Origin of the sequence: Novosphingobium olei, from assembly GCF_012927405.1 — a bacterium.
Lineage (GTDB): Bacteria > Pseudomonadota > Alphaproteobacteria > Sphingomonadales > Sphingomonadaceae > Novosphingobium > Novosphingobium olei.
Map to the genome: position 1 here is coordinate 248,868 of NZ_JABBGM010000004.1, position 18,982 is coordinate 267,849.

Sequence of the window (18,982 nt, forward strand, 5' to 3'; positions counted from 1 at the left end):
GCGCGACAAACCCGCACAAACCCCCGCCAAGACTCTTGCCATGCGCAAATGCGCTGCCTATAGGCCGCCGCTCCGGTCGGGACGTAGCGCAGCCTGGTAGCGCATCACACTGGGGGTGTGGGGGTCGGAGGTTCGAATCCTCTCGTCCCGACCAATCAAAAAAGCCGGGCCATCCTTTCGCGGATGGCCCGGCTTTTTTTGCATTCTGTCGCCCTGTCGGGCGAGCAGGACTGCTGTTCAATCCATTTCGATCCCTTGGAAATCCCCGGCGGCCCGCCATTCGTCTAGAATGCGGAAGAATGCCGGCGAGCCCTTTCCGTACGAAGCAAAGCTCGCTGCAAGCGGGCTGATCTTGCCTTCGCCGTTGTAGTATCCCGGCGTGCATTCTTCGAGGAACTTGCGCCGGTCTAGCAGGGAATCGAGCACCTCTGCCGTCCAGGCCTCCTCGCCCTCCACCGTCGCCTCCACTCGCGTCGCCTGCCGCCCCATGGCTTCGGCGATGATGTGCGCGCTGTGGCACGCCTGTTCGTCGAGCGAGTGCGGATAGTTGGCGGTGAAGCCCGACTGGATGACCGAGAAGATGAACAGGTTGGGAAACCCGTTGACGGTCATCCCGTGCAGCGTCCGCGCCCCGCTCTGCCACTTCTGCTCCAGCGTGCGCCCGTCGCGCCCGGTCACATCGTAGCCTGCGCGCCTGGCATAGCTGGTGCCCACCTCGAAACCGGTGGCGAAGATCAGGCAGTCGAGCTTGTACTCCTGCCCGTTGGCGACCACGCCTTCACGCGTGATCCGCTCCACGCCCTTGCCGTTGGTGTCGACCAGCGTGACGCTGTCCCGGTTGAAGGTGTCGAGATATTCGTCGTGGAAGCACGGCCGCTTGCAGAACTGGTTGTACCAGGGCTTCAGCGCTTCGGCGACGGCGGGGTTGGCGATCTTTTCATCGACCCGCGCGCGGATGGCTTCCATCTTCTTGAAGTCTGCCAGCTGCACCAGTTCGTCCGGATCGGCGGCGCCTTCCTTCACCGCCTTCATCCGCGCGATCACGCCCAGGTTGCGGATGATTTCGGTCCAGCCGTCGGCCACCAGGTCTTCTTCGGCCCAGCCGCCCGATACCAGCGTGTTGAAGTTCTCCATGCGGTGGCGGTGCCATCCCGGTTGGAGCGAGGCCGCCCACTGCTTGTCGGTCAACCGGTCGTTGCGCACGTCGATCGAGGACGGTGTACGCTGGAAGACGTAGAGCTGCTTTGCCGCAGCCCCCAGGTGCGGCACCGCCTGCACCGCGGTCGCGCCGGTGCCGATAATGCCGACGACCTTGTCCCCCAGCTTGTCCAGCCCACCCTTCGATGTACCGCCGGTATAGCCATAATCCCACCGGCTGGTGTGAAAGGTGTGGCCTTCGAATTCCTCGATGCCGGGAATGCCGGGCAGCTTGGGCCGGTGCAGCGGGCCATTGGCCATGATCACGAACCGCGCGCGGATCGCATCGCCCCGGTTGGTCGAAACGATCCAGCGGCGTGCCGCTTCATCCCAGGCAACACCGGTCACCTCGGTCTGCAACAGCGCCCGGCGGGTCAGGTCGAAATGGTCCGCGATCCGCTGCGAATAGGCGCGGATCTCGTCGGCGCCCGAATACTTGCGCTCGGGCATGAAGCCCGTCTCTTCCAGCAGCGGCAGGTAGACGTAGCTTTCGATGTCGCAGGCCGCGCCGGGATAGCGGTTCCAGTACCACGTGCCGCCGAACTCGCCGCCCTTCTCGATCAGGCAGATATCGTCGATCCCCGCCTTGCGCAGCCGCGCGCCGGCAAGCAGTCCGCCGAAGCCGCCGCCGATCACCACCGCGTCGCGCTCGTCGGTTACCGGCTCTCGCTCGATCGGGCGCTCGACATATGGATCGCTCAGGAAGTGCGCGAACTTGCCCGCCATCTCGACGTACTGTTCGTTGGCGTCGGCGCGCAGCCGCTTGTCCCGCTCGGAAAGATAGCGCTGCTTCAGCGCCGCCGGGTCGAAGCCCAGGTTCAGGTCGGTCATCTCACCCATACTCCATCGACCGGCAGGGCCAGTCGTTGACGTGATCGCCCGACTTCGATGCGCGGGCCTCTCCTCGGGCGGTCTGACGCCGCCACTGCCGGAAATGCTAGGTCAAATGACTTAACTGTAAAGCGCAAAAGCAGCCCCGGCGCTCACAGAACGCGGGGATCGAGCTGCGCCTGCGGCTCTTCGAGCATGGTGGCAGAAGGGGCTTTCCCCTGCGGCATGCGATGGTTTTCGGCAGTCCTCGAACGGAAATTCAGGCTGACGCGAAAGAGCTGAACGTCAGTCCTCGAACAGGCAGGATGCCGATCGTACGCGGCTGTGGCCGGACCAAATCCAGCCGCGACTCGGAAGAATTCAGATCGCGGCGAGCAGCGACAGCGCCTCGGCTTCGCTGACGATTTCGGCATACTTGGCCTGAAGATCGAACAGGTTGGCCTCGTGCGGGGCCCGGTGTCGGTCGCCGCACGCATCGCGCACCACAAAGGGCAGGAAACCGTTCTGGCAGGCGTCGAGCGCCGTCGCACGGATGCATCCGGACGTCGACGTGCCACAGACCAGCACGGTATCGACGCCCATAGAGGTCAGCGTCGCGGCAAGATGCGTGGCGAAAAACGCCGAGGCATAGCGCTTGGTCACGACGATATCGCCGTCCTGCGGCGCCAGCACGGTGGGAAAGGCGCCCAGCGGCGATCCCTTCTCGAACACCTTGAGCGCCGGCACCTTGCGGAAGAACACGCCGCCGTCCGCGCCGCCGGGCTGGTATTCGACATTGGTGAACACGATCGGGATTCCGATCGCGCGCGCCGCGGCCGTCATCCGCACCGCGCTCGCCAGCGCGTCCTCGATTCCGGCATACAGCGGCGAGCCCGGCTGGAGGTAGGCTTCGACCAGATCGATCAGCAGCAGCGCCGGACGCTGTCCGAACGGCAGGCGCCCGTCGAAGGCGCCCGCATAGTTTTCGGTGAGGTCCGCGTTTTCCTGCCCCATCAGATCACCCCGTTGTCTGCCATCGTGGCAAGCTCGCTCTCCGACAGGCCGAGCAGTTCGCCATAGACTTCGGCGTTGTGCTGCCCGACCACCGAAGGTGCCGGCCGCCGCACGCTGCCCGGCGTTGCCGAGAACTTGGGGAAGCTCGATTGCATCTTGAGCGGACCGAACCGCTCGGTTTCCACCTCGATAATTGCCTCGCGTGCCTGGAAGTGCGGATCGGCCAGCATGTCGGGCGCGCGATACACGCGGCCTGCCGGGATCGAATGCTCGATCATCAGCGCGTCGACCTCGTCCATGGTCAGCGTGGCTGTCCATGCGTTGATCAGCGCGTCGAGCTCGTCCTGGTTCTCACCGCGGGCGAGGTGCGTCGCATAGCGCGGATCGTCGCCCAGCTCGGGCCGGCCCATCGCCGTTGCCAGCCGCTTCCACAGCGAATCCTTGTTGGCGCCGATCATGAACTCGCCGTCCTTGCAGGAATATACGTTGGACGGCGCAATGCCCTTCAAAATCGATCCCGACCGTTCGCGGATCAGGCCCATGCGGTCGTATTCCGGCACCAGCCCTTCCATCACCTGCAGCACGCTTTCGTAAAGCGCGGTGTCGATGACCTGCCCCTTGCCGGTCTTCTCCTTGACGTGCAGCGCAGCCAGCACGCCCATGCAGCCATAGGTCGCGGTCAGCGTATCGCCGATCGACACGCCCATTCGGCTGGGCGCGCGGTCGGGTTCGCCGACGATGTAGCGCCAGCCGCCCATCGCCTCGCCAATGCCGCCAAAGCCGGCCCGGTCCGAATAGGGCCCGGTCTGGCCATAGCCCGACATGCGCGCGATGATCAGGTGCGGGAACTCGGCGAGCAGCACGTCCGGCCCCAGCCCCCACTTCTCCAGCGTGCCGGGCTTGAAGTTCTCGATCAGCACGTCGGCGTGCGCGATCAGCTTCTTCACCAGCGCCTGCCCTTCGGCCACGCGCAGGTTTGCGCTGACCGAGCGCTTGTTGCGGGCGATCACCTCCCACTGCACCTTTTCCGCGCCCTGCCCCCATTCGCGCATGGGGTCGCCGGTCACGGGTGGTTCCACCTTGATCACGTCGGCGCCCATGTCGCCCAGCAACTGGCCGCAGAACGGGCCCGCCAGCAGCTGGCCCAGTTCGACGACGCGGATGTCCTTCAATGCACCGTTGTTCACGTCTTACTCCGCCGCTTCGAGGTGCGGCCATTGGGGTTGGATCGGCGCGGCAAGCCCGGTCTCGGCCTCGCACGCGGCGCGCAGGGCCTCGATGCCGGGGCCCGTGTTGAACACGGGGAGCGCCCCGCGCGATGTACGCAGCTCGGCGCGCAGTGCTTCGGTCGCGCCCGCATCCACACTGCCATCGCCTGCGATGACCACGCCATAGGCGCGCGCGCCTTCGGCCGTGACCAGCCCTTGGGTGATTTCCTTGGCCACCAGCGCAGGATCACGCTCCAGCGGGTCGCCCCAGCCGCCCCCGCCCCAGGTGACGAAGTGCAGTTGGTCGCCCACCTCCACTTCGACGTCTTCCACCTTGTTGCCGATGATCGTCATCGTGCCGTCGGCCTTTTCGAGCAGCTTCTTCGCCCGCTTGCCCGGCTCGCCGCCGTTGACGCCCCAGGGGGGCACGAACCAGCGGTCGTCGTGGATCGAGATCGTGCCGGGCGACAGGAAGCGGTAGGTCATGTGGATGCCGTTACCGCCGCGATGCAGCCCTGCCCCCCCCGAATCCGGCTCGGTCTCGTAGCGTTCGATCATCATCGGGAAGTAGCGTTCGAGGAATTCGTTCGGCACGTTGGTGAAGCCCGGCCACAGCGAATGGCCGTCCGGCCCGTCGCCCAGCGGCCGCCCGGGAATGCCGCCGAAGCCGATCTGGAACAGCTGGAACCAGGCATTGCCCTTGCCTGGCCGCTGGTCATAGCCCGAATAGAACAGGTGCGGGCTCGACGAAAAGCCGGCGGCGTTGAGGAATTCCGGCGTCTTCTGTCCCAGCAGCCCGCCAAGGATGTCGAAGATGCGGCCCAGTGCATGGGTGCGGCCCGAAAGCGCGGCAGGAAACTTCGGCTTCAGCAGCGATCCTTCGGGAATGCGCACGTCGATCAGGTCATAGAACCCGTCGTTGAACAGGATCATCGGGTCGAAGACCATGATCATGTAGATGCCGAAGAACATCTTGAACATGTTCTCGTTCAGGAAGAAGTTGATCGACGCCGAAGACTGCGGATCGGTGCCGTCGAAATTCAGGATCACCTTCTCGCCTTCGCGCCACATCGTGCACTTGATGCGGTACGGGCCATACCCCATGCCGTCGTCGCAGATGTAGTCCTCGAAACTCACCGGCTCCTCGCTCACCGCTTGCGACAGCAGCGTCTTCATCGCGCGGTGATTGCGCGCCAGCAGTTCCTGCGTGGCCGAGACATAGACATCGTCGCCGAAGCGGTTCGCCATCTCGATCACCCGGCGCGCGGCGACGCGGCACGATGCGATCAGCGCGTTGAGGTCCGCCGCGCACCAGTCCGCCTTGCGCGTCTGGTGCATCACCAGCTTCATCAGGTCTTCGTTGTATTCCCCCTTCTTCCAGATCTTCACCGGGGGAATGCGCACGCCTTCTTCGTAGATCGAGCGCGCGTTGATCGGCATCGAGCCGACGACCTTGCCGCCGATGTCGCTCTGGTGGCCGAACATCGAGGTATAGGCGATCAGGCGTCCGTCCTTGAACACCGGCAGCAGCACCAGCCAGTCGTTCGAATGGCTGATTGCGCCATCGACCGAGTACGGGTCGGACAGGAAGATCATGTCCCCGTCCTCGAGCGTGCCTTCGTAGTTCTTGAGGAAGCCGCCGATGAAGCTGCCGAACTGGCCGACGATCATGCGGCCTTCGGGATCGGCGATCAGCGGAAAGGCGTCTCCCTGCTCGCGGATGCCCGGCGACATCGCCGTGCGCACGAGCGTGGCGTCCATCTCGACGCGCGCGTTGCGCAGCGCGTTCTCGATGATGTCGAGCGTCACCGGATCGATCGCGACGGTCTCGAACGGGGTGGAATTGGTCTGGACGATGGTGGCAGGCATGGTTTCGTCCCTTTCGTCAGACAGGCATGATCAGGATGTTGCCGACATGGTCGACGGTGGCGACGCAGCCGCTTTCGATCAGCGTGGTTGAATCCATTTCGCACACGATCGCAGGGCCAGGGATCACGTCCCCGGCGCGCAGCTTCGCGCGGTCATAGATCACCGCCGCCTGTTCGCGCCCGTCCATCCACAGCACATGGTCGCGGATCTTGGCGGCGGACGGATCGCCATCGCCCTTCTCCAGCTCCGCCGCCGGCAGGTCGAGCGCGCGACCCAGCGCCACGGCGCGCAGGTTCACGATCTCGTGCGGAGTGTCCATGTTGAAGGTGAACAGCCGCTTGTGCTCTTCATCGAAGCGCGCAAGCACGCCGGAAATGCCGTCGCCGGCAAGCGCCTCGGCAGTGATCGTCAGCGGCACTTCGAAGGCTTGCCCGGCATAGCGCACATCGACTTCGAAAGCGGTGGTGATCTCGGCTTCGGGCACGCCGTCGCTCAGCAGCTCCCCCTTCACCTGGGTCGCCATCTCGTCGAGCACGGCGACGAGGTCCTCCGCCTTCGTGTCCCTGGCAAGGCGCGACCATGATCGCGCGGTTTCGGTGCGCATCCGCGTCGTCGCATCGCCCAGCGCACAAAGCACGCCCGGCGAAACCGGCGAGACTGCGGGCCAGCTGCCCATGAGCCTCGCCACCGCGTTGACATGCAGCGGCCCGGCACCGCCGAAGCCCATCACCGCGAAGTCGCGCGGGTCATAACCCTGCTGCACCGAAATCATGCGCAGCGCGCCGAACATGTTTTCATTGACGATGTCGATGATCCCGCGCGCGGCAGCCATCAGGTCGATGCCCAGCGCATCGGCCACGGTCTGCACCGCTGCCTTGGCGCCTTCACGATCGAGCTTGAACGTGCCGCCCAGCAGGTTCTCGGGCAGATATCCCAGAACGACATTGGCGTCGGTGACGGTGGGGGCCGTGCCGCCCTTTCCATAGGCGACCGGCCCCGGCACCGCTCCTGCGCTCTGCGGCCCGACCCGAAGGGCTCTTGTCAGCTCAGGAACATAAGCGATCGAACCGCCGCCCGCGCCTACCGTCTTCACGTCGAGCGCCGAGGCACGGACGGAAAGATGGCCGACCTCGGTGGTGCGCTGGCGGCGCGGTTCGAGGTTTTCGATCAGCGCAACGTCGGTGCTGGTGCCCCCGACGTCGAGCGTGAGGATATTCTTGATGCCCGCATTGCGGCCCACCCAGATCGCGCCGGTCACGCCGCCGGCGGGGCCCGACATCAGGATGTTGACCGGATGCTCCTCGGCCTTCTGCGCGCTCATCAGCCCGCCGTCCGACCGCAGCAGCGAAAGCTTGCCGGTCATCCCTTCGCTGGCGAGCCGGTTGCGCAGGTTGGACACATACTTGCCCACGACCGGCCGGACCGAAGCGTTGGCCACCGTGGTCAGCGTTCGCTCGTATTCCTGCATTTCGGGCAGGACTTCGTGGGAAAGCGACACCGGCACGCCCGGCAGCACTTCGGCCACCAGTTCGCCGATCCGCGCTTCGTGCGCGCCATTGGCATAGGCGTTGATCAGGCTGACGGTCACGGCTTCCACACCGTTGTCCTTCAGCCGGTTCAGCTGGAAGCGCACGTCGGCTTCGTCCAGCGGCCGCACTTCGTGGCCCTCGGCGTTCATGCGGCCCTTGACCGTGACGGTATCCTCAAGCGCGGCCAGCGGCTGCGGCTTGGGCCAGATGATCCACGCGGCCAGCCCGCCGGGCACATAGCTGCGGGCGATCTGCATGATGTCGCGATAGCCCTCTGTGGTCACGAGGCCGACGCGCGCGCCCTTCCCTTCCAGCACAGCGTTGGTGGCAACCGTCGTGCCATGCAGGAAGTAGTCGATCGCGCCCGCACCGATCCCCGCCTTCTCGCAGATCGCGGTCACGCCGTTGAGGATGCCCTCGGAACTGTCGTGCGGGGTCGATGGCGTCTTGTGCCGCCAGAACGCACCCGTGTCGGTATCGAACAGCAGGAGGTCGGTAAACGTGCCGCCGACGTCCACGCCAAGCCGGTAACCCATCGATCTGAGACCCCTTTTTCTCAAGCCTGCTTCGGGAACGACGGCGCTTTCGCCACCATCCCCGGCAGGGAACGCTGCATCACTTCGCCCAGCCAGTGATTGGCCGAAACCAGGCTCGTAAGATCAAGGCCCGTGCGCACCCCGGCGCGCTCGAGCATGTAGACGACATCTTCGGTGGACACGTTGCCCGCCGCGCCCGGCGCGAACGGGCAGCCGCCAAGGCCGCCAATCGCGGCGTCGACCGTCACCGCGCCGGCCAGAACCGCCGCCCATACATTGGCCAAGCCCGTGCCGCGCGTGTTGTGAAAGTGGACGCGCACTGGCGCGTGCGGCACCGCGGCGCGCACCTTGCCCACCAGCGAGGTGACATGCGCCGGGTTGCCCACGCCGATCGTGTCGGCGAGCCCGATCTCCACCGGACCCGCTTCGGCCAGCGCAACCGCCATCGCCACGATCCGCTCCTCGGCCACCTCGCCTTCGAACGGGCAGCCGAACGATGCGGCGATGGTCACCTGGCCGGTCTTGCCCGCCTCGCGCGCCATCGTGATGATCTCTTTCGCGGCCTCGACCGAACCGTCGCTGGTCTGGCCCTGGTTGGCCATCGCAAAGGTATCGGTCGCCACCGACACCGCGCCCAGCTGGTCGATGCGGCCCGTCGCCAGCGCACGCCCGGCGCCGCGCGCGTTCATCACCAGGCCGATGTAGGTCACGTCGTCGCGCTCGGGCAGGCCTTCGCACACCGCTTCGGCATCGGCCATCTGCGGCACGGCCTTGGGATTGACGAAGCTCGTCACCTCGATCCGCCGACTTCCCGCCGCGATCGCCCTTTCAACGAGCGCGAGCTTGTCGGCGGTCGAGACGAGCGCCTTTTCGTTCTGCAATCCGTCCCGAGGGGCAACCTCGACCATTTCGATGGCTTCTGTATACATTACTCAGCAGCTTCCCGGATAATACCCTGCTCGGCGAGGCCGCGATGGGCGTCGGCATAGGCGTGATAGGCGCGCAGGATGTGGCCGGTCATGATCGCCTCGGCCCAGGCCCCGTCGCGCCGGGCAAAGGCGGCGATCAATTCCTCGTGCTCACCAAAAGACCGCAGCAGCGCTTCGCGGCTGTAATGGTGCGCGGTGCGCCACACGACCGGCTGCTCCACCAGCGTGCCGAGCAGCGCCGCAAGGCGGCGCGAGGCGGCCACTTCAAGGATGACCGCGTGGAATTCGCGGTTGCCTTCGAGGAACCCTACCACGTCGGCGGACGCGCCCCGCACAGCCTCGCCGATCTGCCGATTCGCGGCGCGAATGCGATCGAGCGCGGCATCGGTCATGCGCTCGGCCGCGCGGCGCGCCGCCTTGCCTTCCAGCATCGCGCGCAGTTCGAAGGCATCGGCCACATCGTCGATCGACCAGTCCGCCACGAAGCTGCGCTGGGTGTCGGTGCGGGTGACCAGAAGATCGGATTCCAGCCGCCGCAGCGCCTCGCGAACCGGGGTGCGCGATACCCCGCACTTTTCCGCCAGCGCCTCTTCCGCAAGCTGCGCGCCCGCCGGCAGTTCGCCCGACAGGATCATGCTGCGGATGGCCTCGTAAGCGCGGTCGGAAGCGCGGGACACGGATCACTCCAAAGAACTTGACCTTCCATATTTGTATACAATACGATCCCAACTCATCAAGCCGCGTTTGCCATGGGGGCATAAAAAAGACGCGGCGGGTGCAACGGCCATCCCTGTCCGGGGACGCCGACAACAGGGAGTTTTCAATGCGACGTTCCCACTGGACCCTTCTCGCCGCCTCGGCTCTCGCCGGGATCACCGCACCAGCTCATGCGCAGGAAGCGCCGCAGGCCGATGCCGCCGCACCGGCCGATGATGGCGGCATCATCGTCACCGCGCGTCGCCAGAACGAACGCCTGCAGGATGTCCCCGCGTCGGTCGCGGTGATCACCGCCGATGCGCTCGCCCGCACCGGCGCGGTCAAGGCGGAGGACTTCGTGCGCCTGACCCCTGGCGTCACCATCGTCACCGGCACGGCCGAAGCCGGCGATACCCAGATCAACATCCGCGGCATCAACGGCGCGCGCGATGCCGAAAGCTCGGTCGCACTGATCGTCGACGGTATTCTGAAGACCAACACGGCGCAGCTGAACCAGCCGCAGGGCACGATCAGCCAGGTCGAAATGCTCAAGGGGCCGCAGGGCGCGCTCTATGGCCGCAACGCCGCCGCCGGCGCGATCGTCATCCAGACGATGAAGCCCACCGACACGCTGACCGGCGCGGCCAAGCTGTCCTATGCCGATTACAACACCTGGGAAGCCAGCGCGCATGTCGCAGGCCCGCTGGGCGGGGCGGCCGGGTTCGTCCTGTCGGGCTATTACTACAAGACCGACGGCTTCTATAAGAACGTCTTCACCAACTCGAAGACGGTGGACGACAAGGAGAACTGGGCGGTCGATGGCCGCGTCGTGATCGGCCAAGGCGGCCCCACCCAGCTCGACATCAAGGCCCGCTACGGCGAATTCCACGGCGCTTCGCTGCCGTTCAACGCAGCCTTCCACCTGCCCAACTTCGGCGGCGCCTTCTACGAAGACGTCAACAAGCACCCGTTCAACTTCTACAGCAACATCCGCCCCACCAACGACCAGACCAGCTTCGACGCCTCGATCAAGCTCGATCACCAGCTGTCGGACAACCTCAAGCTGGTCGGCTGGGCGCTCTATTCCAACGTCAACCAGGATCTCGTCGCCGATGGCACTTCGGCCGATTTCGGTCGCTTCCTCTCTGCCGCGAATCCCGCAGCACAAAGCGCGGTCAACGCCTGCTTCGCCAGCACCGCCGCGCTCACCGGGTACAAGGTTAACGCGCCCGGCTTCATCGGCCAGATCCCCGTGCCCTTCATCTTCGCGCCGGCCACCGGTTCGACCTTCGGCCCCTACAGCCCCACCACCTGCGACGGCACGCAGTACCAGGTGCGCAAGCAGCAGGACATCAGCACCGAATGGCGCCTTATCGGCGATGCCGGGGCGATCAACTGGCAGCTGGGTGCCTATTACCTGCACATCAAGCGCACCGTCGGCGTCAGCCTGGGGGCCGATACCGGCAACGGCGTGATCAAGCAGCTCTACAACGCGCCCGATTCCGCCAACCCGACCACGTTGCTGCTGGCAGACCGCTTCAAGACCAACGTCTACGCAGCGTTCGGCTCGGTCGAATGGAAGCCCAACGACAAGTTCGATGCCGGCGTCGCCGTGCGTTACGATATCGAGGATCGCAAGTCGTCCTCGCTCGTGCCCACGGCCACCGATCCGTTCACGGGCGGCCCGATCAATCCCGGCCAGGCCTTCGGCGCTCTGTCCGACAAGCACGCCCGCTTCGAACAGTTCGAACCCAAGGTCACCCTCAGCTACAAGCCCACCAGCGACCTCAACCTCTATGCCAACTGGGGCATCGGCTTCAAATCGGGCGGCTTCAACAACCAGGGTTCGGCGCAGCTGATCAAGGACAGCTTCGTCAACTTCTTCGGCGCCAACGTCACCGTCAACGACCAGTACAAGAAGGAATGGTCGAGCGCGTGGGAAGCCGGGCTCAAGGGCAACCTGCTCGATGGCAAAGTGACCTTTGATCTGGCCGGGTATTACACCCAGGTCCACGACATGCAGTTCTTCGAATTCTTCGTCGGCAGCTTCGGCCTGCTGCGCGTGGTCTCGAACATCGATCGCGTCGATCTGAAGGGCATCGAGGCCACCGTCACGATCAAGCCGACGCAGGGCTTCAAGCTGTTCGGCTCGTTCAACTACACCGACAGCGAGATCAAGAAGAACTCCTCGCGCCCCTACACCGTCGGCAACAAGTCGCCCTACACGGCGGATTACACACTGAACGTGGGCATGGAGATCGAACAGCCGGTCAACGACAGCTTGCGCTTCTTCACCCGCACCGATTACCGCCTGACCGGCCCCACCTGGTTCCACACCGTGCAGGACCAGTCGATCCCGACGCTGTTCTCTGGCCTGCTGCCGATCTCGGCGCTCGGCCTGCCGAGCTTCGTCGGCGACGGCAAGTACGATGTCGCCCGCCGCGCGGCCTTCGGCATCGTCAACGTCCGCGCCGGGCTGCAGACCGATCGCTTCAGCCTGTCGGTCTTCGCCAACAACCTGTTCGACAAGCAGTACCTGAACGAGGTCATCACGGCGGTGGAATTCGGCGGATCGTTCATCACGCCCGGCACGCGCCGCCTGATCGGCGTGGAAGGCAGCGTGAAGTTCTGATCGCTGCCGGGATCAGGGTGCGTCGGACGGAGCCGGTTCAGGCTCCCGACGGCGCACCCCCGCTTGGCAGCAGTGCGGCGCGCGCGCGATCGTACCACGTCAGCAGCAGTCCCCGCGCCCGGCGGTCGCGCTCGGCCACCAGCCGCGCGCGCAACCAGCTGGGCACCGACGTGCGCAGCAGCGTGTCGAGATAGACCTGGCTCAGATCGCCGACGATATGGCCGGGCATCGCCGGGCCCAGATCGCCCAGCAGCTCGCGAAACCGCTCGTCCGCCTCATTGAGCGGCCGGGCAGACTTCCACGATGGCGTCAGCCAGGCTTCGTATAAATTCATTCCCGCAGTCCCCGCGATCGCAACGTTACGAACGCGAAACGCGGCGCGCGGGTTCCTTGTTCCCGATTTTTACATTAAAATCATACAGTAGACCCGCCATCGACGACGATTGTCTGGCCGTTGACATAGCTGCCCGCCTTCGAGGCGAGGAACACCGCCGCGCCGGCGATTTCCTCGGGCATGCCGATCCGCCGCATCGGGTGGCCCGAATTGTAGGCCTTCTCCGCTTCGGGATTGTCCCACAGCGCTCGGGCAAAGTCGGTGCGGATCAGGCCGGGCGCAATGGCATTGGCGCGGATGTTGTGCTGCCCCACCTCGACCGCCAGATTGCGCACCAGCTGCATGTCCGCCGCCTTGGAAATGCAATAGGCGCCGATGGTCGAAGATCCGCGCAAGCCGCCGATCGAACTGACCACGATCACCGCGCCGTCGCGCCGCGCGATCATGCCGGGAAGGCACAGCTGGATCAGCCAGTGATTGGACAGCACGTTGTTGTCCATGATCTTGCGGAACTGTTCGTCGGCGATCCCGCTCATCGGGCCGTAATAGGGATTGCTCGCCGCGTTGCAGACCAGCACGTCGATCGGCCCGACTTCGGCCTGCGTGCGCGAAACCAGCGTTTCGAGCGCGTCCTTGGAAGAGATGCTGGCCGCAATCGCCGTCGCCGTGCCCGCGCCGAAGCGTTCGTTAATCTCGGCAGCGACGGCATCGCAGGCATCCTGCTTGCGGCTGGAAATCACCACCCGCGCGCCCTGCGTCGCCATCTCCTCGGCGATGGCGCGCCCGATGCCGCGCGTGGAACCGGTGATCACGGCAACCTTGCCGGTCATGTCGAACAGACTCATGCCTCTCTCCTCCAGCGGTCTCGCGCCGCGATCCGTCCCAAGGCTAGGTCGGCGCAAGCAAGAGTAAAGCCCTGATCGCCAACCGGCCCCAAGCAGGCATGGCAGCACCCCCGTTTACGATGTTGCGTATACAACATCAAACTTGACATTGATCAGGCCTGCCCGGCCCATGTCCTACACGTTTGCTGGCTGCTACAACGGGACGATGGCCCCGGAGGAACCCAGCAACATCAATAGGTTCCATGCAGAGATGGTCGTCACGGCGCGTCCATCGCGCAGCCTGCGACTCTTGCCTCAGTAGTCTGTCAACTTCGTCAACTTGGGCACCTGGCGCTGCTTCATCCGGGCCGCCGGCACCCGCTGCTGCGTGCTTTCGATTTTCCTACACAGCGCCAAGGGTATATCTGGTCGTGCGTTCTGCCGCAGCGATGGAGCGCCACCCATGTCCACCAGCCAGCCCGACATCACGACCGCATCGCACGATCCCTATGTCGAGCGGGCGCGGCCGACATTCCTTTACGTGATGTATGGCCTGATGCTCTGGTCGATCCCGCTCGGCCTGCTCGCCGCGGTCCGTCCGGCCATGGCCGATGCGGTGATCGGCGCGATGACCGCCTACTTTCGCGGGCTTCCCGAACCGCTCTACGCCCTCTTCGGCACCGGCTATGTCGGCTACACGGTGGCGCGCCAGTGGGGCAAGACGCGCGCTGCGCCCTGAAATGCCTGTTACGGGATATCCCCGGTGCGCGGCGCAAGGTCTGGTTAGTTTCGGGTAACTTTTCCCTGCTACACCATCAGGACGATGCAACAGCGCCGCCAGCCCGCCCGTCCTTTCGCCCGTCGCCCTGCCGCCCTGCGCGCCAGCTTCGGGCTTGGCCTCGCCCTTCTGCTGCCCGCCTGCAATGCAGCGCCGCAGGAAGATCGCGTCGCCGCGCTCGAACAGCGCCTCGCCGCCGTCGAACAGCGCGCCGATGCCGCCGAAAAGCGCGCCAAGAGCGCCGAGGACATGGCCCGCCACGCCGCGCCCCAGCCCTTCGTCAGCAACGATGCGTTCCCGGGGCCGGACCCCGATGTGAACCAGGTCACCGATCCGACCACCGAAGATCCGCAGTTCCAGAACGGCAACACGCCGCCACCCTCGCCGCTCATCCCCAACGGCTGAGCTTGCACCGGCGGGGCGGCAGTGCGAATAAGCCGCCGTTTCCCCGCTCTGCAGCAAGGGTAGTTCCAGCGTGACCCAGACCGTGTTCGTCCTCAACGGGCCCAATCTCAACCTGCTCGGCCTGCGCGAGCCCGAGATCTACGGCACGCAGACGCTCGACGACATCGCCGGCATGCTGGAGGATCGCGCCCGCGAACTCGACCTTGAAATCGACGTTCGCCAGTCGAACCACGAAGGCCACCTTGTCGACTGGATGCACGAAGCGCAGGCGGTCGGCGCCAAGGCGGTGCTGCTCAATGCCGGGGCCTATACCCACACCTCGGTCGCCCTGCACGATGCGATCAAGTCGATCCGCACCCCGGTGATCGAAGTGCACCTGTCCAACCCGCACACGCGCGAAGCCTTCCGCCACAAGTCCTACGTCGGCATGGCCGCCAAGGGCACCATCGCCGGGTTCGGCGCGACCAGCTACCTGCTGGCGCTGGAAGCCGCCGCAAAGCTCTAAGGCGGCGCCGGAATCGGCGCAAACGCGACTTTTCCACCCTGCGGCAAGCGCTTTCTCTTGCCACTAGGGACAAGCGCGGGCATGGCGCGCAGCTTGAATTCACCATTCCCGCGAGGAAAGAAAATGGGTAACGACCGCGGCGATAAGGCCGGAACCATGGCGATCGACAGCGCGCTGGTGCGCGAACTCGCCGAGCTTCTGGCCGACACCGGCCTATCCGAAATCGAAGTCGAAGACGGCGAACGCAAGATCCGCGTCGCGCGCACGCTGACCGCTGCCGCCGCGCCGGTCACCTACGCCGCCCCCCCGGCCGCCCCCGCGCCTGCCGCCGCTGCCCCGGCTGCCGCGCCCGAAGCCGCGCCTGCGGCCGACCACGCCAACGCGCTCAAGTCGCCGATGGTCGGCACCGCCTACCTCGCGGCAGAGCCGGGCGCGCCGAACTTCGTGTCGGTGGGCCAGGCGGTGAAGGCGGGCGAAACCCTGCTGATCATCGAAGCCATGAAGGTGATGAACGCGATCACCGCGCCTGCCGCCGGCACCGTCAAGGCGATCCTGGTCGAAAACGCGCAGCCGGTCGAATTCGACCAGCCGCTGGTCGTGATCGCGTAAGGCCCGCCGAATGGCCATCAAGCGCCTGCTGATCGCCAATCGCGGCGAAATCGCGCTGCGCATCCACCGCGCCGCGCACGAAATGGGCATCGAAACGGTGGCGGTCCACTCCACCGCCGATGCCGATGCCATGCACGTGCGCCTGGCCAACCAGGCGGTGTGCATCGGTCCGCCGGCGGCCAAGGACAGCTACCTCAACGTCGCGGCGATCATCTCGGCGGCCGAGATCACCGGCGCCGACGCGATCCATCCGGGCTACGGCTTCCTGTCGGAAAACGCCAAGTTTGCCGAGATCGTCGAGGCGCACGGGCTGATCTGGATCGGCCCCAAGCCCGAACACATCCGCACGATGGGTGACAAGATCGAGGCCAAGCGCACGGCCGGCGCGCTCGGCCTGCCGCTGGTCCCCGGCTCGGACGGCGCGGTGTCGGACATCGAGGAAGCCAAGGCGATTGCCGAGGCGGCGGGCTACCCCGTGATCATCAAGGCCGCATCGGGCGGCGGCGGTCGCGGCATGAAGGTGTGCACCGGCCCCGAACAGCTCGAAACGCTGATCCAGCAGGCCGGCAGCGAAGCCAAGGCCGCGTTCGGCGATGCCACGGTCTATATCGAAAAGTATCTCGGCAATCCGCGTCACATCGAATTCCAGATCTTCGGTGACGGCAACGGCAATGCCATCCACCTGGGCGAGCGCGATTGCTCGCTGCAGCGCCGCCACCAGAAGGTGCTCGAAGAAGCCCCCTCGCCCGTCATCTCCGCCGAAGAGCGCGACCGCATGGGCGGCGTCGTGGCCAAGGCGATGGCCGACATGGGCTATCGCGGCGCGGGCACGATCGAGTTCCTGTGGGAGAACGGCGAGTTCTACTTCATCGAGATGAACACACGCCTGCAGGTCGAACACCCGGTGACCGAAGCGATCACCGGTGTCGATCTGGTCCGCGAACAGATCCGCATCGCCGATGGCAAGCCGCTGTCGGTCAAGCAGGACGAAATCGAGTTCAAGGGCCACGCCATCGAATGCCGCATCAACGCGGAAGACCCCTTCACCTTCGCCCCCTCGCCGGGCCTGGTGAAGAGCTACCACGCGGCCGGTGGCATGCACGTGCGCGTCGATTCCGGACTTTACGCCGGGTACAAGATCCCGCCGTACTATGACTCGATGATCGCCAAGCTGATCGTCTATGGCCGCACCCGCGAAGGCTGCATCATGCGGCTGAAGCGCGCGCTGGAGGAAATGGTGATCGATGGGGTCAAGACCTCGATTCCGCTGCACCAGCGCCTGCTGAACGATCCCACGTTCCTCGATGGCGGCTACACCATCAAGTACCTGGAAGAGTGGTTGGCGAAGGACGCCTGACCGCTCCGCAACGTACGACCCGACACGAAAGCCCCCGCCCTGTGCGGGGGTTTTTTGTCAGCGCTCGCGCGGCTTCCAGCGCACCACCCGCCAGGCATAGACCAGCGCCAGCAGCACCATCCCCGCCGCCGCGACCGGCCCGGTGTATTTCTCCAGCGCGCCGAAGTTGCGGCCCAGGTGCCATCCCGCCCAGACAAGGATCGCGTTCCACACCGCTGCACCCGCCAGCGTGAACACGAGGAACCGCACATGGCCCATCCGGGCGAGCCCAGCCGGCAGCGAGATCAGCGTGCGCATGAACGGCGAAAAGCGCATCACGAACACCACCCACTGCCCATGCTTCTGGAAGAACACGACCAGCCGCGCCACGTCTTCCCAGTCCATCGTAAGCCAGCGCCCGAAGCGGTCGACGAAGGGCTTCAGCCGCTCGTAGCCCAGCGCCCGCCCGAGCAGGAACCAGGCATAGTTCCCCAGCGTCGATCCGATCGTCCCGGCGATCATCAGCGGCGCCACCGCCATGCGCCCGTGCGCCACCGAAATGCCGCCGATGCCCATGATCACCTCGGACGGAATCGGCGGAAAAATGTTTTCGAGCGCCATCAGGAACGCGATGCCCCAATAGCCGCCACCCTCGATCAGGTGGAAGATCCAGTCGTTCATGGCTGGTGGAACACCTACAAGGGCCTTCTTGATCCGGGCGGCTGTCGGCCCAATACCCTTGCGTCAGCCCTTCGGCCTGCCACCTCCTCTTCAAGGGGAGGAGGACCACCCGCAGGGTGGTGGAGGGGTAAGGCTTACAGCCGCCCCTCGATCGCGTCCCAGATCATGCCCGCCGTGTCGGTGCCGTTGAACCGGTCGATTGCCACGATGCCGGTGGGCGACGTCACGTTGATTTCGGTCAGGTACTTGCCGCCGATCACGTCGATGCCGACGAAGATCAGGCCGAGCCGCTTCAGCTCGGGCCCCAGCGCGGCGCAGATTTCCTGCTCCTGAGGCGTCAGCTCGGTCTTTTCGGCATAGCCGCCGACGGCGAGGTTGGAGCGGAATTCGCCCTCGCCCGGCTTGCGGTTGATGGCGCCCGCCACTTCGCCATCGACCAGCACGATACGCTTGTCGCCGTTGGCGACTTCAGGAAGGAAGGCCTGCACCATGTGCGGTTCGGGCCAGGTCTGGTTGAACACCTCGAACAGCGCGCCCAGGTTCTCGCCCTCTTCCGAAACGCGGAAGATCGCCTTGCCGCCGTTGCCGTGGATCGGCTTGATCACGATGGCGCCATGACGTTTCTGGAAGGCGCGAACTTCCTCCACCGATCGGGTCACCAGCGTGGGCGGCATGAACCGGCGATAATCGAGCACCATCACCTTTTCGGGCGCATTGCGCACGCTGCGGGGATTGTTGACCACCAGCGTCTCGCGCTCGATGCGTTCTAGCAGGTGCGTGGCGGTGATATAGCCCATGTGGAACGGCGGGTCCTGCCGCATCAGCACCACGTCGACATCGCGGCCAAGGTCCAGCCGGCGGCGTTCGCCCGCCTTGTAGTGATCGCCCACCACGCGCTGCACGGTTACCGGATGGGCGTGCGCGATCAGGCGGTCATCTTCGTCGAGGCTCAGCGCGCCGACGTCGTAGTGGAAGATCTCGTGCCCGCGTTCCTGCGCCGAAAGCATCAGCGCGAAGGTCGAATCCCCGGCGATGTTGATCGAATGGAGCGGGTCCATCTGGACAGCGACGCGAAGGGTCATCGGGCAAG

16 protein-coding genes, 1 tRNA gene and 1 pseudogene are annotated in these 18,982 nt (G+C 65.4%); 7 read left to right on the forward strand and 11 right to left on the reverse strand.

The annotated features are described in order from the left end of the window. Positions 1-77: 77 nt before the first annotated feature. Positions 78-154 (forward strand) — tRNA-Pro (locus HHL27_RS11270). Between the two features lie 83 nt (positions 155-237). Here HHL27_RS11270 and HHL27_RS11275 read toward each other — a convergent pair. The 7 genes from HHL27_RS11275 to HHL27_RS11305 form a co-directional block, all read right to left on the reverse strand. Next, positions 238-2,028: a flavin-containing monooxygenase gene (locus tag HHL27_RS11275; protein ID WP_169493497.1), complete on the reverse strand. Its 1,791-nt coding sequence runs from the start codon at positions 2,026-2,028 to the stop codon at positions 238-240. Between the two features lie 360 nt (positions 2,029-2,388). Then, positions 2,389-3,021 carry an N-carbamoylsarcosine amidohydrolase gene (locus tag HHL27_RS11280; protein WP_169493498.1) on the reverse strand — a complete coding sequence of 211 codons (633 nt, stop codon included), beginning with the start codon at positions 3,019-3,021 and terminating at the stop codon, positions 2,389-2,391. After that, complete coding sequence (locus tag HHL27_RS11285) at positions 3,021-4,208, reverse strand: CaiB/BaiF CoA transferase family protein (RefSeq protein ID WP_338114882.1); 1,188 nt, start codon at positions 4,206-4,208, stop codon at positions 3,021-3,023. The genes HHL27_RS11280 and HHL27_RS11285 overlap by 1 nt, the downstream gene beginning before the upstream one ends. Before the next feature lie 3 nt (positions 4,209-4,211). After that, positions 4,212-6,098 carry a hydantoinase B/oxoprolinase family protein gene (locus HHL27_RS11290; RefSeq protein WP_169493499.1) on the reverse strand — a complete coding sequence of 629 codons (1,887 nt, stop codon included), beginning with the start codon at positions 6,096-6,098 and terminating at the stop codon, positions 4,212-4,214. Positions 6,099-6,114: 16 nt separating this feature from the next. Beyond that, positions 6,115-8,163, reverse strand: coding sequence for a hydantoinase/oxoprolinase family protein (locus HHL27_RS11295; RefSeq protein ID WP_169493500.1), 2,049 nt, complete (start codon positions 8,161-8,163; stop codon positions 6,115-6,117). Positions 8,164-8,183: 20 nt separating this feature from the next. Next, positions 8,184-9,092 carry a hydroxymethylglutaryl-CoA lyase gene (locus HHL27_RS11300; RefSeq protein ID WP_169493501.1) on the reverse strand — a complete coding sequence of 303 codons (909 nt, stop codon included), beginning with the start codon at positions 9,090-9,092 and terminating at the stop codon, positions 8,184-8,186. Beyond that, positions 9,092-9,769, reverse strand: coding sequence for an FCD domain-containing protein (locus tag HHL27_RS11305; protein ID WP_169493502.1), 678 nt, complete (start codon positions 9,767-9,769; stop codon positions 9,092-9,094). The genes HHL27_RS11300 and HHL27_RS11305 overlap by 1 nt, the downstream gene beginning before the upstream one ends. Positions 9,770-9,915: 146 nt before the next feature. Here HHL27_RS11305 and HHL27_RS11310 point away from each other — a divergent pair, with 146 nt between their 5' ends. After that, positions 9,916-12,420, forward strand: a complete 2,505-nt coding sequence (locus HHL27_RS11310; RefSeq protein ID WP_169493503.1) for a TonB-dependent receptor — start codon at positions 9,916-9,918, stop codon at positions 12,418-12,420. Between the two features lie 37 nt (positions 12,421-12,457). On the opposite strand, the gene HHL27_RS11315 is transcribed toward HHL27_RS11310, so the two are convergent. Then, positions 12,458-12,754 carry a hypothetical protein gene (locus HHL27_RS11315; protein ID WP_169493504.1) on the reverse strand — a complete coding sequence of 99 codons (297 nt, stop codon included), beginning with the start codon at positions 12,752-12,754 and terminating at the stop codon, positions 12,458-12,460. An 80-nt stretch (positions 12,755-12,834) separates the two neighbouring features. Next, positions 12,835-13,599, reverse strand: a complete 765-nt coding sequence (locus HHL27_RS11320; protein ID WP_169493505.1) for an SDR family NAD(P)-dependent oxidoreductase — start codon at positions 13,597-13,599, stop codon at positions 12,835-12,837. Positions 13,600-14,074: 475 nt separating this feature from the next. Between HHL27_RS11320 and HHL27_RS11325 the strand changes: the two are divergent. The 5 genes and pseudogenes from HHL27_RS11325 to accC form a co-directional block, all read left to right on the forward strand. Continuing rightward, positions 14,075-14,317: pseudogene (locus HHL27_RS11325) on the forward strand (3TM-type holin); the annotation flags it as partial. An 84-nt stretch (positions 14,318-14,401) separates the two neighbouring features. Further along, positions 14,402-14,761: a carbohydrate porin gene (locus HHL27_RS11330; RefSeq protein WP_169493507.1), complete on the forward strand. Its 360-nt coding sequence runs from the start codon at positions 14,402-14,404 to the stop codon at positions 14,759-14,761. 70 nt (positions 14,762-14,831) lie between these two features. Beyond that, positions 14,832-15,266: a type II 3-dehydroquinate dehydratase gene (gene aroQ / locus HHL27_RS11335; RefSeq protein ID WP_169493508.1), complete on the forward strand. Its 435-nt coding sequence runs from the start codon at positions 14,832-14,834 to the stop codon at positions 15,264-15,266. A 123-nt stretch (positions 15,267-15,389) separates the two neighbouring features. Then, entirely contained in the window at positions 15,390-15,875 is a 486-nt protein-coding gene (gene accB, locus HHL27_RS11340) for an acetyl-CoA carboxylase biotin carboxyl carrier protein (protein WP_169493509.1), read from the forward strand. 10 nt (positions 15,876-15,885) lie between these two features. Continuing rightward, entirely contained in the window at positions 15,886-17,232 is a 1,347-nt protein-coding gene (accC, locus tag HHL27_RS11345) for an acetyl-CoA carboxylase biotin carboxylase subunit (RefSeq protein ID WP_169493510.1), read from the forward strand. 57 nt (positions 17,233-17,289) lie between these two features. On the opposite strand, the gene HHL27_RS11350 is transcribed toward accC, so the two are convergent. Together HHL27_RS11350 and gshB are read right to left on the reverse strand one after the other, a co-directional pair. Then, entirely contained in the window at positions 17,290-17,892 is a 603-nt protein-coding gene (locus HHL27_RS11350) for a DedA family protein (RefSeq protein ID WP_169493511.1), read from the reverse strand. A 134-nt stretch (positions 17,893-18,026) separates the two neighbouring features. Continuing rightward, positions 18,027-18,974 (reverse strand): glutathione synthase, encoded by a 948-nt coding sequence (gshB, locus tag HHL27_RS11355; protein ID WP_169493512.1) that lies wholly within the window; start codon positions 18,972-18,974, stop codon positions 18,027-18,029. Positions 18,975-18,982: the final 8 nt, after the last annotated feature.

Excerpts from the sequence above, each read along its gene's own strand:
- accB (WP_169493509.1), top strand. The coding sequence starts at position 15,390 with ATGGGTAACGACCGCGGCGATAAGGCCGGAACCATGGCGATCGACAGC.
- HHL27_RS11330 (WP_169493507.1), top strand. The coding sequence starts at position 14,402 with ATGCAACAGCGCCGCCAGCCCGCCCGTCCTTTCGCCCGTCGCCCTGCC.
- HHL27_RS11280 (WP_169493498.1), bottom strand. The coding sequence starts at position 3,021 with ATGGGGCAGGAAAACGCGGACCTCACCGAAAACTATGCGGGCGCCTTC.
- HHL27_RS11300 (WP_169493501.1), bottom strand. The coding sequence starts at position 9,092 with ATGTATACAGAAGCCATCGAAATGGTCGAGGTTGCCCCTCGGGACGGA.
- HHL27_RS11295 (WP_169493500.1), bottom strand. The coding sequence starts at position 8,163 with ATGGGTTACCGGCTTGGCGTGGACGTCGGCGGCACGTTTACCGACCTC.
- accC (WP_169493510.1), top strand. The coding sequence starts at position 15,886 with ATGGCCATCAAGCGCCTGCTGATCGCCAATCGCGGCGAAATCGCGCTG.
- HHL27_RS11275 (WP_169493497.1), bottom strand. The coding sequence starts at position 2,028 with ATGACCGACCTGAACCTGGGCTTCGACCCGGCGGCGCTGAAGCAGCGC.
- HHL27_RS11320 (WP_169493505.1), bottom strand. The coding sequence starts at position 13,599 with ATGAGTCTGTTCGACATGACCGGCAAGGTTGCCGTGATCACCGGTTCC.
- HHL27_RS11310 (WP_169493503.1), top strand. The coding sequence starts at position 9,916 with ATGCGACGTTCCCACTGGACCCTTCTCGCCGCCTCGGCTCTCGCCGGG.
- HHL27_RS11315 (WP_169493504.1), bottom strand. The coding sequence starts at position 12,754 with ATGAATTTATACGAAGCCTGGCTGACGCCATCGTGGAAGTCTGCCCGG.
- gshB (WP_169493512.1), bottom strand. The coding sequence starts at position 18,974 with ATGACCCTTCGCGTCGCTGTCCAGATGGACCCGCTCCATTCGATCAAC.
- HHL27_RS11350 (WP_169493511.1), bottom strand. The coding sequence starts at position 17,892 with ATGAACGACTGGATCTTCCACCTGATCGAGGGTGGCGGCTATTGGGGC.
- HHL27_RS11290 (WP_169493499.1), bottom strand. The coding sequence starts at position 6,098 with ATGCCTGCCACCATCGTCCAGACCAATTCCACCCCGTTCGAGACCGTC.